The sequence below is a fragment of the Prevotella sp. HCN-7019 genome (assembly GCF_037890215.1).
Taxonomy (GTDB): Bacteria; Bacteroidota; Bacteroidia; order Bacteroidales; family Bacteroidaceae; genus Prevotella.
Map to the genome: position 1 here is coordinate 44,345 of NZ_JBBKBO010000006.1, position 14,725 is coordinate 59,069.

Sequence of the window (14,725 nt, forward strand, 5' to 3'; positions counted from 1 at the left end):
TCGAGAAGAAGGACACGGGTGGCGTAAGGCATGTTCTGCATCCTTAACCAAATTATTCACGAACCCCACTTTTGTTTAGTGGCATAAAATTTATCAAAGAAAAAATGAAAGTATTAAAGTTTGGCGGAACATCTGTAGGTTCCGTAAAAAGTATTCTGAGCCTTAAACGCATCGTAGAGAAAGAAGCCGAAAGCCAGCCCATAATTGTTGTCGTGAGCGCTCTCGGCGGAATAACGGACAAACTGATAACTACGGCACACCTTGCCCTGAAAGGCGACGAGGGATGGCGTAATGAGTTTGAGGCAATGGTGGACCGTCACCACAAGATGATAGACACAATCATCACCGACACAAAAAAACGCGAGAACTTATTCAACACCGTGGACGGCATGTTCGAACAGCTGCGCAGCATCTACTACGGAGTGTTCCTCATTCACGACCTGAGCGAGAAAACCCTTGATGCCATCGTGAGCTACGGCGAACGTCTGAGTTCCAACATCGTGGCTACGCTGATAAGCAGAGCCAGATGGTTCGACGCAAGAGACTTCATCATGACCGAACGCAAGAACGGCAAGCACACTCTGGACAGCGAAATGACAGCAAGACTTGTGCGCAAGGCGTTTCATGATCTGCCACGCATATCGCTCGTACCGGGATTCATCAGCCGCGACAAGTCGTCGGGCGAGACTACCAATCTCGGACGTGGCGGAAGCGACTACACGGCAGCCATCATCGCTGCGGCACTCGACGCGTCGATTCTGGAGATATGGACCGACGTGGACGGATTCATGACCGCCGACCCACGGGTGATAAAGACAGCATACACCATAAACGAGCTGAGCTACATAGAAGCAATGGAGCTCTGTAACTTCGGCGCAAAGGTGATATATCCACCGACGATATATCCCGTATGCGTGAGAAACATTCCGATAAAAGTAAAAAACACATTCAACCCTTCAAGTGAAGGAACGACAATAAAGAACAAGATTGCCAACGACAGCAAGCCCATCAAAGGTATATCGAGCATCAGCGGCACAACACTCATCACCGTGACCGGATTGTCAATGGTGGGCGTCATCGGTGTGAACCGACGAATATTCACAGCACTTGCCAACAACGGCATAAGTGTGTTCATGGTGTCGCAGGCCTCATCAGAAAACTCTACTTCCATCGGTGTGCGCGACGAGGATGCACGCTCGGCAGTAAGCGTACTCGACAAAGAATTTGCCAAGGAAATAGAAACCGGAGCAATGTTCCCGATGCATGCCGAGAGCGGACTTGCCACAATAGCCGTTGTGGGTGAGAACATGAAACACACGCCGGGTATCGCCGGTAAACTGTTCGGCACACTCGGACGAAGTGGTATCAGCGTAATAGCCTGCGCACAGGGTGCGTCAGAGACAAACATATCATTCGTGGTTGACGGACGATTCCTGCGCAAGGCTCTAAACGTAATACACGACTCTTTCTTCCTTTCCGAATACAAAGTACTCAACCTTTTCATCTGCGGTGTGGGCACCGTAGGCGGCAAACTGATAGAACAGATAAGAGACCAGTACGAAAAACTGAAGGTCGACCGCGGATTGAAACTGAACGTAGTGGGTATAGCAAGTTCGAAAAAAGCTATATTCAACCGCGACGGAATCAATCTTGAGACTTACCGCGAAGAACTGAATCAGGCAAAAGACAGCAACAACTCACAATTGCTGAAGGAAGTGATAGGCATGAACATATTCAACAGTGTGTTTGTGGACTGCACCGCGAGCAAAGAGGTTGCATCGTTCTACCAGCTGTTGCTAGAGCATAACGTGTCGGTTGTAGCGGCTAACAAGATTGCAGCCTCATCCGACTACCAGAGCTATCTGAAACTGAAACGCACAGCGCTGGCACGCGGAGTGAAATTCCTTTTCGAAACAAACGTGGGAGCAGGACTGCCAATCATCGGAACAATAAACGACCTTATAAACTCAGGCGACAAGATATTGAAGATTGAGGCTGTGCTGAGTGGCACACTCAACTTCATATTCAACGAAATTGCATCCGACGTGCCTTTCTCAGAAACAGTGCGCCGTGCCAAAGAGCAAGGCTACAGCGAGCCGGATCCGCGAATCGACCTGAGCGGTACAGACGTGATAAGGAAGCTTGTGATTCTTGCACGCGAGGCCGGATATAAAGTAGAACAGGACGACGTTGTAAAGAACCTGTTCATACCTTCATCTTACTTCAACGGCTCCGTAGAAGACTTCTGGGAAAAGCTGCCCATGCTCGACGCAGAATTCGAAGAGCGTCGAAAGAAACTTGAAGCGGATGGTAAACACTGGCGATTTGTGGCAACGATGGATCACGGAAATACGAACGTCAGTCTGAAAGAAGTCGACCGCAACCATCCGTTCTATAATCTTGAGGGAAGCAACAATATCGTTCTGCTCACAACAGAACGCTACAAGGAATATCCTATGCTTATCCAGGGCTACGGAGCAGGAGCGAGCGTTACAGCCGCAGGAGTGTTTGCCAACATCATGTCCATAGCTAACATCTGACGTCCAATGAAACATATTATTATATTAGGTGACGGCATGGCCGATCACCCGGTTGAGCGTTTGGGTAGACAAACGCTGTTGCAGTATGCCCGCACTCCATATATGGACATGCTGGCAAAGAACGGACGCACAGGCCGTCTGATAACAATACCAGAAGGTTTCCAACCCGGCAGTGAAGTGGCGAACACAGCCATTCTCGGCTATGACCTCAACAAGGTGTACGAAGGGCGTGGTCCTCTCGAGGCGGCGTCGATAGGTTACGACATGACACCGGATGACATGGCCATGCGATGCAATATCATTACTCTGGCCGACGGAAAGATTAAAAATCATCATGGTGGGCACCTCACTACGGAAGAAAGCGACGTTCTGATAAAATATCTTGACGAAAAGCTTGGCAATAAGGATATAAAGTTCATCACAGGCATACAATACCGACATCTTTTAATCATCCGAAACGGAAACAAGCACATTGTATGCGCACCGCCACACGATCATCCAGAAGAAGATTGGAGACCGTTACTTGTAAAAACGGAACCGGGTTGGGAAAACCGGCACGACGGCAACAGGATGACTGCACAACAGACAGCTGATCTCATTAACAGCCTGATTCTGAAATCACAGGAGCTTCTGGAGCAGCACCCTTTCAACAAGACACGGACCGAACAATCGAAAGACATGGCCAACAGTATATGGCCTTGGAGCGGCGGATACCGCCCCAAAATGAATACACTGCAACAGATGTATCCGCAGATAAAGGAGGGTGACGTCATCTCGGCGGTTGATCTTATAAGAGGAATAGGTAAATATGCAGGCCTCAACCGCGTGATGGTAGAAGGCATGACAGGCCTTGCCGACACTAATTATGAGAACAAAGCGCAGGCAGCTATCGACATGTTGCGCAAGCACGACTTCGTTTATCTGCACATAGAAGCGAGCGATGAAGCCGGACACGACGGTGATCTCGCACTGAAACTGAAGACAATAGAAAACCTCGACAGCCGCATTGTGCGACCAATTTATGAGGAAGTGAGTACATGGAAGGACGAACCTGTATGCATCGCCATACTACCCGACCATCCAACACCGGTGGAACTGCGTACTCATGTTGACGAACCCGTACCTTTTATTATATGGTATCCGGGCATAACACCAGACTGTGTGGAGACCTATGACGAAGTAAGTTGCGTAAACGGCAGCTACGGTATGCTGCGGCTCGAAGAGTTTATGAATAAATTTATGGAATTATGATGTACTACAGCACAAACAGAAAAGCACCGCTAGCAACACTTGAGGAAGCGGTAGTTAAAGGATTGGCTGGAGACCGCGGTCTTTATATGCCGGAAAAGATAAAGCGTCTTCCGCAGGAGTTTTACGACAACATAGCGGACATGTCGTTTCATGAAATAGCAATAAAGGTAGCAGACGCTTTCTTCGGAGAGGACATTGAACACACTGCTCTTGAGAATATTGTATGCGACACTTTGGCATTTGACTGCCCAGTAGTGAAAGTTACGGACAGTATATACTCTCTCGAGCTCTTCCACGGCCCCACTCTTGCATTCAAAGATGTGGGTGCAAGATTCATGGCGCGTCTTCTGCAATATTTCATAAAGAAAGAAAACAAAAGCGAGGTAAACGTACTTGTAGCGACAAGCGGTGACACCGGCTCTGCTGTTGCAAACGGTTTTCTGGGCGTAGAGGGCATACACGTTTATGTGCTCTATCCGAAAGGTAAGGTCAGCAAGATTCAGGAAAGCCAGTTCACAACGCTCGGAAGCAACATCACGGCAATAGAAGTGGACGGAGTTTTTGACGATTGTCAAAGGTTGGTGAAGTCTGCATTCATGGACGAAGAGCTCAACCGGCACATGAATCTCACCTCGGCAAACTCGATAAACGTAGCAAGATTTCTGCCACAATCGTTCTACTATTTCAATGCATACGCAAGAATGAAAAAACTGGGACTGGCAGACAATCTGGTAATATGCGTACCAAGCGGAAACTTCGGAAATATCACAGCTGCCCTATTCGGACATGAGATGGGACTGCCCGTGCGAAGATTCATTGCCGCCAACAACGCAAACGACATTTTCTTCAAATATCTGCATACCGGTGAGTACAAACCGATGCCGAGCATACAGACCATAGCAAACGCCATGGATGTGGGCGATCCGAGCAACTTCGCACGCATATACGATCTTTATAACGGTTCATACGAAAAGATAAAATCTATGATCAGCGGTGCGACTTACAACGACTCACAGATAAGAGAAATCATGAAACAATGCTACGATAAAAACGGATACGTGCTCGATCCACACGGAGCGTGCGGCTATCAGGCTCTGAAAGATCTGCTCAAAGAAGGAGAGACTGGAGTATTCTGCGAAACCGCGCATCCGGCAAAATTCAAAGAGACCGTCGAAAATGCCATAAACGCAAAAATTGAGATACCTTCAAGACTCGCTGAATTCATGAAAGGAACTAAAAAAAGTGTGAATATGACAAGTAGTTTTTCTGATTTCAAAGCATTCCTGATGGAGAAATGAGACACCATAAATATAATAGAAAAGCAATAATCCGGATATACAAAATATTCCGGATTATTTGTTTTATTACATAAATATTTATTATATTTGCAACAATATAATAATGACCGATATGGTATATTTAAACATACCAGAAGATAAGAATCGATTACTAACTTTCTATCTTGCCGCTGAAGAGTATGTCGCGAACAACTTCGACAAGAAAGAATATTTTTTTATGTGGCAGGTGAATCCCACTGTCATATTCGGACGCAACCAGCTTATTGAAAACGAAGTGAACCTGGAGTACTGCAGAGATCACAACATCAGAACGTTCAGAAGAAAGAGCGGTGGCGGATGCGTGTACGCAGACATGAGCAACATCATGCTCTCATACATAACAGACGAGGATAATGTGAACTTCACGTTCAACAAATATATAAATATGATTGTGTTCATGCTCCACAAACTCGGAGTGAATGCCGTTGCAAGCGGAAGAAATGACATAATGATAGACGGACGTAAAGTATCAGGAAATGCATTCTATCATACTCCAAGGCGTAACATCGTGCACGGCACAATGCTTTATGACACAGACATGCAGAACATGGTAGGCAGCATAACACCCTCAGACGCAAAACTTGTAAGCAAAGGAATACAGAGTGTAAGGCAGCATATAACACTGCTGAAAAACTACATAAGCCTGTCTCTTGAAGAATTCAAGGATTTCATGAAACAGCAACTGTGTGATGAGGAAATTACTCTGACTGAAACAGACATCGAACAGATCCGAATCTTGGAAAAGGAATATCTTTCACAGGAATTCATTTACGGAAACAATCCCAAATACAATATCATCAGCAAACGGCGTATCAACAATGTTGGGGACATGGAAATACGCATCGAAATAAAAAACGACATCATAAAATCAATAAACGTCATGGGCGATTTTTTCATTGCCGGAGATATCGATGCTAAAATCCTTAAACCACTGAGAAATATACCGCTTGAAAGAAGCAGAATATCTGAAGCACTGCCCGAAACGCTGAATAACGTCATTCCTAATCTTGACAGAGAGGACTTCATAAATCTGATATTGCAGTCTAAAGAAACTTAAACTCATTAAATAATATATTCATGGAAAATAAAAAGACTTGTCTGTATGACAAACACGTGGCAATGGGTGCACTGATGCAACCATTCGGCGGATTTGAAATGCCAATACAATATTCCACTATCATTGATGAACATAACGCAGTACGCAACCATTGCGGTGTGTTCGACGTATCCCACATGGGAGAAGTTACTGTGAAAGGACCTGATGCGGAAAAATATGTCAATCACATTTTCACAAATGACATCACCAATGCCCCAAAAGGACAGATATACTATGGTATGATGCTTTATGAAAACGGCGGTACTGTGGACGATCTGCTCGTATACAAAATGGGGGAACATGACTTTTTCCTCGTGATAAATGCCGCAAATATAGACAAGGATGTCGAATGGATGACTAAAAATGCAGAAGGTTTTGACATCGAGCTGAAGAACGTATCCGATTATTACGGACAACTTGCTGTTCAGGGGCCGGAAGCTGAAGACGTAGTTGAAACTGTACTTGGCATACCATGCAAAGAACTTGTTTTCTATACCACTAAAACTGTTGAGAAAGACGGCGAGACTATTATTGTCAGCCGCACAGGATATACCGGTGAGGACGGATTCGAAATATATGGAAGTCATGACTTCATCCGCCGCCAATGGGACGCACTCATGGAAAGCGGCAAATGCAAGCCATGCGGACTCGGATGCCGCGACACACTGCGCTTTGAAGTTGGCCTGCCACTCTATGGCGACGAACTTTCAGAAAACATTTCTCCGATAATGGCTGGTCTGAGTATGTTCTGCAAACTTGACAAACCGGAATTCATCGGCAAAGAAGCAATTGCCAAACAAAAGGCAGAAGGCGTGAAACAGAAACTGGTAGGCATCGAACTGAGCGACCGTGCCATTCCACGTCATGGCTATACAGTGCTTCACGACGGCAAGGAAATAGGTGTTGTGACAACCGGTTACCACACAATCTCCACAGACAAGAGCGTATGCATGGCTTTGATTGACACAGAATACTCAAAACTTGACACAGAAGTTTCTGTACAAATACGCAAAAAGACATTTGCCGGAAAAGTAGTCAAGAAGAGATTCTACGACAAACATTACAAAAAATAATAATACGTCAAAAAGCGTCACAAAGCATTTGTATAGCGCATAACAATGTAAATTGAATTCAAAAAATAAAAATCACAAATTAAAAAACTGAAAATAATATGTCAAAAGTTATTGAAGGACTTTATTACGCAGAGTCACACGAGTACGTAAAAGTAGAAGGCGATTACGGCTATATCGGTATAACAGACTATGCACAGAATGCACTGGGCAACATTGTTTACGTTGATATGCCTGAAGTTGATGACGAAGTAGAAGCTGGCGAAGGTTTCGGCGCAGTAGAAAGTGTAAAAGCTGCCAGCGACCTCATCTCTCCGGTATCAGGTACAGTTGTCGAAGTCAACGAGGCATTGGAAGATGCTCCTGAACTTATAAACAAAGATGCGTTCGGCAACTGGATCATCAAAGTAAGCCTGTCTGACAAGAGCGAGCTTGACAACCTGATGGACGCAGCGGTTTACAGCGCATTATGCGACAAACAGGATTAATCAAACCGAAATGCACTGTAAATCATATTTCCAGTGCATTTCTTTTTTTCACACATCCATAATCTCTGAAAATATGGCATACAAATATTTTCCACATACAGAAAAAGATATCGCCACAATGTTGGAGAAAATCGGAATAAGCTCATTGAAAGAGCTTTATGCCGATATTCCGGACAGCATTCTGTTCAAAGGCGAATACAATCTTGATGAGGCGAAAAGCGAAACCGAAATCAGAAAATATTTCGAACAGCTATGCAATAAGAATATGTTGCTTACCGTTTTCGCCGGTGCCGGTTCATACGACCATTACACTCCGGCCGTAGTACCAAGTATTATCAGCCGTTCCGAATTTCTGACAAGCTATACTCCCTATCAGGCCGAGGTATCACAAGGAACACTACATTACATATTCGAATACCAGAGCATGATGGCAGAGCTCACAGGAATGGACATCTCAAATGCATCAATGTATGACGGCAGTACAGCCACTGCAGAAGCTGTCATAATGGCAAAAGCCGCCACGAAAAAGACAGACAAGGTACTCGTATCCTCCACTATCGATCCTAAAATACTCAACGTGGTTCGCACATACGCCCACTTCCATGGAATCGAAATCAAGATGATAGACCAGAAAAACGGCGTCACCGACAAAGCCGATATGGATGCCAAACTGGCAGAAGGTGGCGTAGCAGGTGTTGTTGTGCAGCAGCCCAATTACTATGGAATAATAGAAGACTATAACGGATATGCGGAGTCATGCCATAACAGCAAGGCTCTTCTTATAATGAACAGTGTTGCTGCCGACCTCGCCCTGCTTAAAACTCCGGGCGAATGGGGAGCCGACATAGCTGTTGGCGATGGTCAGTCACTCGGCATTCCGATGAGTTTCGGTGGTCCGTCAGTAGGTTACATGTGCTGCACCGAAAAACTCATGCGCAAGATGCCGGGACGTATTGTCGGAAAAACAGTTGACAGTAACGGACAGCGTGCGTTTGTCCTGACTCTTCAGGCACGCGAACAGCACATCCGTCGTCAGAAAGCCACATCAAACATCTGCTCAAACGAGAGTCTGATGGCACTGTTCGTAACCATTTACATGTCACTTATGGGCAAGAACGGAGTGAAGGAAGCAGCACAGCTTTCATACGCCGGTGCACATTATCTCTGCGACGAGCTCGTTGCTACAGGACACTTCTCACTTGCTTACGACCAGCCGTTCTTCAATGAGTTCTGCGTGAAGTACGACGGCGACATAGACAAACTGCAAAAGCACTTCATCCAAAACGGATTCCTCGGAGGCGTGAAAGTCAGCGACGACACCCTGATGTTTGCCGTCACCGAGAAACGTACGAAAGAAGAAATCGACTCACTCGTTAAAACTGCAAAGGAGGCAACATTATGAACAACAAGTTATACGGAAACCTGATTTTTGAGTTGTCACACGAAGGACGCAAGGGTTACTCGCTGCCTCAGAATAAATTCGGCAATTACGAACTGCCGGAATGTGCACGCAGAAAGGCCGATGCCGAACTGCCGGAATGTGACGAGCTCACAGTAGTACGCCACTACACAAACCACAGTGAAAACAACTTCGGAGTAAACAACGGATTCTATCCGCTGGGCAGCTGCACAATGAAATACAACCCGATAATCAATGAAGAGATTGCATCAATGGCCGGATTTGCCGGACTGCACCCTCTTCAACCGGCAGAAACATGTCAGGGCGCACTCGAAGCATACTACAAAATGCAGAAAGCTCTGTCAGACATAACCGGTCTGAGCGAGTTCACACTCAATCCGTTTGCCGGAGCCCACGGCGAGCTTACCGGCCTTATGATTATCCGTGCATACCATCAGCATAACAAAGACTATAAACGTACCAAAGTCCTCGTGCCCGATTCAGCCCACGGCACCAACCCTGCATCGGCAGCTGTTTGTGGTCTGGAGGTTGTTGAAGTGAAAAGTACGGCAGACGGACTTGTTGATGTGGAAGATCTGAAGACCCATCTCGACGATACCATTGCCGGCATGATGATGACCAATCCTAACACTCTCGGACTGTTCGAAAGCGAAATTCCCGAAATAGCACGTCTCGTGCATGATTGTGGAGCGCTCATGTATTACGATGGAGCAAACCTCAACCCAATGCTCGGAGCATGCCGTCCGGGCGATATGGGCTTTGACGTCATGCACATAAACCTCCACAAGACATTCTCAACTCCACACGGAGGAGGCGGTCCCGGTTCCGGTCCAGTAGGTGTGGGCAAAGGTCTTGAACAGTTCCTTCCACGCCCGAGAGTTGTCAAAGAAGGCACAGAATATAAACTCGACACCGAATTCACCGGTATCAGCGTAGGCGAATTCCTCGGCAATTTCGCTGTGATGCTGCGCGCATATACATATATCCTGTCACTCGGCAAGGAGAATCTGCCGATGGTAGGACCGCTAGCAACACTCAACGCCAACTACATCAAAGAATCTCTCAAGGATGCTTACGAACTTCCTATAGCCGGAGTATGCAAACACGAATTCGTGTTCAACGGTCTCAAAGACAAGAGCACTGGTGTCACCACAATGGATGTTGCCAAACGCCTGCTTGACTACGGCTACCATGCACCAACCATCTACTTCCCGCTTCTGTTCCATGAGGCAATGATGATAGAGCCGACAGAGAACGAAAGCATCGAGATACTCGACAGCTTCATCGACGTAATGCACCGCATAGCAAAGGAAGCCATCGAAAATCCGGAGGTTGTAAAGACAGCTCCGCACAATACTCCAATAGGCCGTGTTGACGATGTTCTTGCAGCCAAGCATCCGGTTATGACATACAAACAGATGATATCAGACGAACAGAACAATGGTTAAAAGCGATCTTATAATCATAGGCAGCGGGCCGGGCGGATATCGTTCGGCCTGCTATGCTGCTGCCCACGGACTGACAGTCACCATATTCGAATCGGCACAGGCCGGCGGAACGTGTCTCAACTGTGGGTGCATCCCCACAAAATCACTGTGCCGCAACGCTGAGATACTCGACACTCTGCGCTACGCTGATACATTCGGACTTGACTCGCTGAGCTTCAGCCTCAACTTTGACAAGATAATGGAGCGCAAGAACTCAGTCATTGCCCAACTGCGCGGCGGTGTGGAAGCACTCATGAAATCGCCAGGCATAACATTCGTACAAAAGAAAGCCACGCTGACTGCCAGTCACACGGTTGTAACGGATGATGAGGAATATGCTGCCGACAACATAATCATCGCCACCGGCTCACGCGCCAAGATTCCGCCAATCAACGGCACACAACTCCCGGGAGTAATCACTTCTACTGAGATGTTAGATGTAAAAGCTGCTCCGAAACGTCTGTGCATTGTCGGTGCAGGAGTCATAGGTATGGAGTTTGCTTCAGCATTCAGCAGTTTCGGAAGCGAAGTCACTGTCGTGGAATTCATGAAAGAAGCCCTGCCTACACTCGACAGCGACATAGCCAAACGTCTGCGCCAGACCATCAGCAAACGCGGAGTGACATTCCACATGCAGGCTGCCGTGAAAGAAATAGAAGAGAAAACCGATGAGAACGGAGAGCGCACACTCAACGTGATAATTGAGAAGAAAGGTAAGCCTCTCAATGTTGAGGCCGATACAGTGCTCATTGCCACAGGTCGCGCAGCAAATACCGAAGGCATAGGACTTGAGGAGGCAGGCGTCGAATTCGACAGGAAAGGCATACATACCGACGACGACTTCGCCACCAACGTGCCTGGCATATATGCCATAGGCGACGTGAACGGCAAGTGCATGCTTGCACATGCCGCCACATTCCAAGGCCTGCACGTAGTGAAGCACATACTCGGACAGACTGACAACATATGTCCCGACATCATGCCTTCGGCCATATTCACCAATCCCGAAGCCGCATCCGTTGGTCTGAGTGAGGACCGCTGCAAGGAACTCGGTCTGGAATACACATGCAAGAAGGGTTTCTTCCGTGCCAACGGCAAGGCTCTCGCCATGAACGAGACCGACGGAATGGTGAAACTCATCTGCGATTCCAACAATAAGATAATAGGCTGTCACATCTTCGGAGCGCACGCTTCCGACATGGTACAGGAGATAACGGCTCTGATGAACACCGGTGCCACAACGCACCAACTTGCAGACATCATCCATATCCACCCCACCCTTTCGGAAACACTCTGCGACATGTGCCTCGACTAATCCTACTATTCAAAGTGTCCGGCAACAGTCATAACGTCCACAAACGGACGTACATGCCTGTCGCCGGACATTTTCTTTTTCTATACATTATTTATATTACCGACAACGGACACACATTCTTATTGTCAGCCGTCACCATACTCACAATAAGCTGGACAAACTGTCTGATACCGTTTGGCACACTATTTGCATAATACATGCATAGACGAAAACAATTAAAAAACATATTCATATTATGCAAAAAGGAAATATCGGGGTTACAACAGAGAACATCTTCCCCGTGATTAAAAAGTTTCTCTATTCCGATCATGAAATATTTCTGCGCGAGATGGTGTCAAACGCTGTCGATGCAACACAGAAAATAAAGACTCTGGCAGAGCGCGGCGACTTCAAAGGCGAATTGGGAGATTTGACCGTACGCATCAGTCTTGACACCGACAAAGGCACGCTGACTTTCAGCGACCACGGTATTGGTATGACAGAAGAGGAAATCGACAGATACATCAATCAGATAGCATTCTCCGGCGTAAACGACTTCCTTGACAAATACAAGGACAACGCCAACGCCATCATAGGCCACTTCGGTCTTGGTTTCTACTCATCGTTCATGGTGAGCAAGAAGGTTGAAATCGTGACCAAGAGCTACAAGGAAGGTTCCAAGGCAGTGAAATGGAGCTGCGACGGAAGTCCTGAGTTCGAAATCACCGACGCCGAAAGAGAAAACCGCGGTACTGACATCATCCTCTACATTGACGACGACTGCAAGGAATTCCTCGACAAATATAAAATACAGGAACTGCTCAACAAGTACTGCAAATTCATGGCCGTACCGGTAGCCTTCGGCAAAAAGACCGAATGGAAAGACGGAAAGCAGGTGGATACAGCCGAGGACAACATCATCAACAGCGTTGAACCATTGTGGACCAAAGCACCGAGCACACTGAAGGACGAGGATTACAAGTCGTTCTACCGCACACTTTATCCGATGCAGGACGAACCTTTGTTCTGGATTCACCTGAATGTTGACTATCCGTTCAACCTCACCGGTATTCTCTACTTCCCACGCATCAGCTCAAACCTCGAACTGCAGCGCAACAAGATACAGCTCTACTGCAACCAGGTGTTCGTCACAGACCAGGTGGAAGGTATCGTACCAGAGTTCCTCACTCTGCTCCACGGAGTTATCGACTCACCGGACATCCCGCTGAACGTAAGCCGTTCTTACCTGCAGAGCGATGCAAATGTGAAGAAGATTTCAACCTATATCACAAAGAAGGTTGCCGACCGTCTGAACAGCATTTTCCAGGAAAACCGCAAGGAATATGAGGAGAAATGGGATGCACTGAAGATATTCATCAACTACGGTATGCTGTCCAAGGACGACTTCTACGACCGTGCAAAAGACTTCGCACTGTTCAAGGACACAGAGGGCAAGTACTTTACATACGACGAATACAAAACCCTCATCAAGGACAACCAGACCGACAAGGACGGACAGTTGGTATATCTGTATGCCAACGACAAGGAAGGTCAGTACTGCTACATCGAAGCAGCCAAGGCCAAGGGCTACAGTGTGCTGCTGCTCGACGGACAGCTTGACGTGCCGATGATATCAATGCTGGAGCAGAAATTTGAGAAGAGCCGCTTCACACGCGTCGACAGCGACACCACCGACCGTCTGATAATAAAGGAAGACAATAAGGACAACGAACTCGACTCTGACAGCAACGACAATCTGTCACAGGTGTTCCGCTCACAGATGCCAAAGCTCGAGAAGACTGAATTCAACATCGAGGTACAGTCGCTCGGCGAGGAATCACTGCCGGTACTCATCACCCAGAGCGAATACATGAGACGTATGAAGGACATCAGCCAGTATCAGGCCGGTATGGCATTCTACGCCCAGATGCCCGACTCCTACACCATCGTGCTCAACAGCGACCACAAACTCATCAAGAACATTCTGGAGGACGAGAAGGCAAAATGCGCCGAACAGCTCAAGCCAATCAACAGCGAGATAAAAGGTCTCGAGGCTCGTCTGGCCGCACTCCATCAGACACAGAACGGCAAGAAGCCGGAAGAAATCACACAGGAGGAGAAGGACGACGTGAAGAACACCGAGAAATCTGTTGCCGAGCAGCGCGACAAGAAGAAACAGATAATTGCCGACTACGCCAAGGACAACAAGATTGTGCATCAGCTCATCGACCTGGCACTGCTCCAGAACGGCATGCTCAAGGGTGCTGCGCTCAACTCGTTCCTGAAACGTTCGGTTGATCTGATAGGATAATCAGACATATAATGAAACAATAACATTTATAAGGAATCTACCTTATAAACACATCATCAGGCTCGGGATACATTTTCGTGTATCCCGAGCCTTCGTATTTTATCCCCCAGACAAAAGAAATATAGAAACTATAGACATAATGTAGTACTTGTTTTTCTATTCATAAAATACCATAATAATGCCTGAAAACTTCTGACAGCGCGAAATAGTATAAGCGTAACATCATATTTGCTCACGAAATAATACATTAACGCAGAACAATCAATAAATCATCACCGCGAGAGCGGAACATATTTCACAAAAGTTCCATCACTTATCATTATCGGTATTTTTAAAGAAAACCCGAGCGACATACTTACAGATTTTCTTGACTTTTTTTTGACAAAATAAAATCGCAAAAGAGATGTTACGGAATGTTAAATCAAGCATTA

Annotated in this window: 10 protein-coding genes; all 10 read left to right on the forward strand. The window is 46.7% G+C overall.

All coding sequences use genetic code 11. The annotated features are described in order from the left end of the window. Positions 1-104: 104 nt before the first annotated feature. The 10 genes from thrA (at position 105) to htpG (ending at position 14,294) form a co-directional block, all read left to right on the forward strand. Positions 105-2,540: a bifunctional aspartate kinase/homoserine dehydrogenase I gene (gene thrA, locus WKT13_RS09110; RefSeq protein ID WP_340323642.1), complete on the forward strand. Its 2,436-nt coding sequence runs from the start codon at positions 105-107 to the stop codon at positions 2,538-2,540. Between the two features lie 6 nt (positions 2,541-2,546). Next, the gene (locus WKT13_RS09115) at positions 2,547-3,791 is read left to right on the forward strand and encodes a cofactor-independent phosphoglycerate mutase (protein WP_340323643.1); all 1,245 of its coding nucleotides are present in this window, start codon (positions 2,547-2,549) and stop codon (positions 3,789-3,791) included. Beyond that, entirely contained in the window at positions 3,788-5,089 is a 1,302-nt protein-coding gene (thrC, locus tag WKT13_RS09120; RefSeq protein WP_340323644.1) for a threonine synthase, read from the forward strand. Before WKT13_RS09115 ends, thrC begins: the two co-directional genes overlap by 4 nt. 112 nt (positions 5,090-5,201) lie before the next feature. Further along, positions 5,202-6,185, forward strand: coding sequence for a lipoate--protein ligase (locus tag WKT13_RS09125; protein ID WP_340323645.1), 984 nt, complete (start codon positions 5,202-5,204; stop codon positions 6,183-6,185). Between the two features lie 20 nt (positions 6,186-6,205). Then, a complete protein-coding gene (gene gcvT, locus WKT13_RS09130; RefSeq protein ID WP_340323646.1) occupies positions 6,206-7,297 on the forward strand; it encodes a glycine cleavage system aminomethyltransferase GcvT in 1,092 nt (363 codons plus the stop codon). A 98-nt stretch (positions 7,298-7,395) separates the two neighbouring features. Next, positions 7,396-7,782 carry a glycine cleavage system protein GcvH gene (gcvH, locus tag WKT13_RS09135; RefSeq protein WP_340323647.1) on the forward strand — a complete coding sequence of 129 codons (387 nt, stop codon included), beginning with the start codon at positions 7,396-7,398 and terminating at the stop codon, positions 7,780-7,782. Positions 7,783-7,855: 73 nt separating this feature from the next. After that, complete coding sequence (gcvPA, locus tag WKT13_RS09140; RefSeq protein WP_340323648.1) at positions 7,856-9,184, forward strand: aminomethyl-transferring glycine dehydrogenase subunit GcvPA; 1,329 nt, start codon at positions 7,856-7,858, stop codon at positions 9,182-9,184. Further along, on the forward strand, positions 9,181-10,650 hold the full coding sequence (gene gcvPB, locus WKT13_RS09145) for an aminomethyl-transferring glycine dehydrogenase subunit GcvPB (protein ID WP_340323649.1): 1,470 nt from the start codon (positions 9,181-9,183) through the stop codon (positions 10,648-10,650). Before gcvPA ends, gcvPB begins: the two co-directional genes overlap by 4 nt. Then, a complete protein-coding gene (lpdA, locus tag WKT13_RS09150) occupies positions 10,643-12,004 on the forward strand; it encodes a dihydrolipoyl dehydrogenase (protein ID WP_340323650.1) in 1,362 nt (453 codons plus the stop codon). The genes gcvPB and lpdA overlap by 8 nt, the downstream gene beginning before the upstream one ends. A 235-nt stretch (positions 12,005-12,239) precedes the next feature. Further along, positions 12,240-14,294, forward strand: coding sequence for a molecular chaperone HtpG (gene htpG, locus WKT13_RS09155; protein ID WP_340323651.1), 2,055 nt, complete (start codon positions 12,240-12,242; stop codon positions 14,292-14,294). Positions 14,295-14,725: the final 431 nt, after the last annotated feature.

Coding starts and splice junctions, on each gene's coding strand:
- thrA (WP_340323642.1), top strand. CDS start 105: ATGAAAGTATTAAAGTTTGGCGGAACATCTGTAGGTTCCGTAAAAAGT.
- WKT13_RS09115 (WP_340323643.1), top strand. CDS start 2,547: ATGAAACATATTATTATATTAGGTGACGGCATGGCCGATCACCCGGTT.
- thrC (WP_340323644.1), top strand. CDS start 3,788: ATGATGTACTACAGCACAAACAGAAAAGCACCGCTAGCAACACTTGAG.
- WKT13_RS09125 (WP_340323645.1), top strand. CDS start 5,202: ATGGTATATTTAAACATACCAGAAGATAAGAATCGATTACTAACTTTC.
- gcvT (WP_340323646.1), top strand. CDS start 6,206: ATGGAAAATAAAAAGACTTGTCTGTATGACAAACACGTGGCAATGGGT.
- gcvH (WP_340323647.1), top strand. CDS start 7,396: ATGTCAAAAGTTATTGAAGGACTTTATTACGCAGAGTCACACGAGTAC.
- gcvPA (WP_340323648.1), top strand. CDS start 7,856: ATGGCATACAAATATTTTCCACATACAGAAAAAGATATCGCCACAATG.
- gcvPB (WP_340323649.1), top strand. CDS start 9,181: ATGAACAACAAGTTATACGGAAACCTGATTTTTGAGTTGTCACACGAA.
- lpdA (WP_340323650.1), top strand. CDS start 10,643: ATGGTTAAAAGCGATCTTATAATCATAGGCAGCGGGCCGGGCGGATAT.
- htpG (WP_340323651.1), top strand. CDS start 12,240: ATGCAAAAAGGAAATATCGGGGTTACAACAGAGAACATCTTCCCCGTG.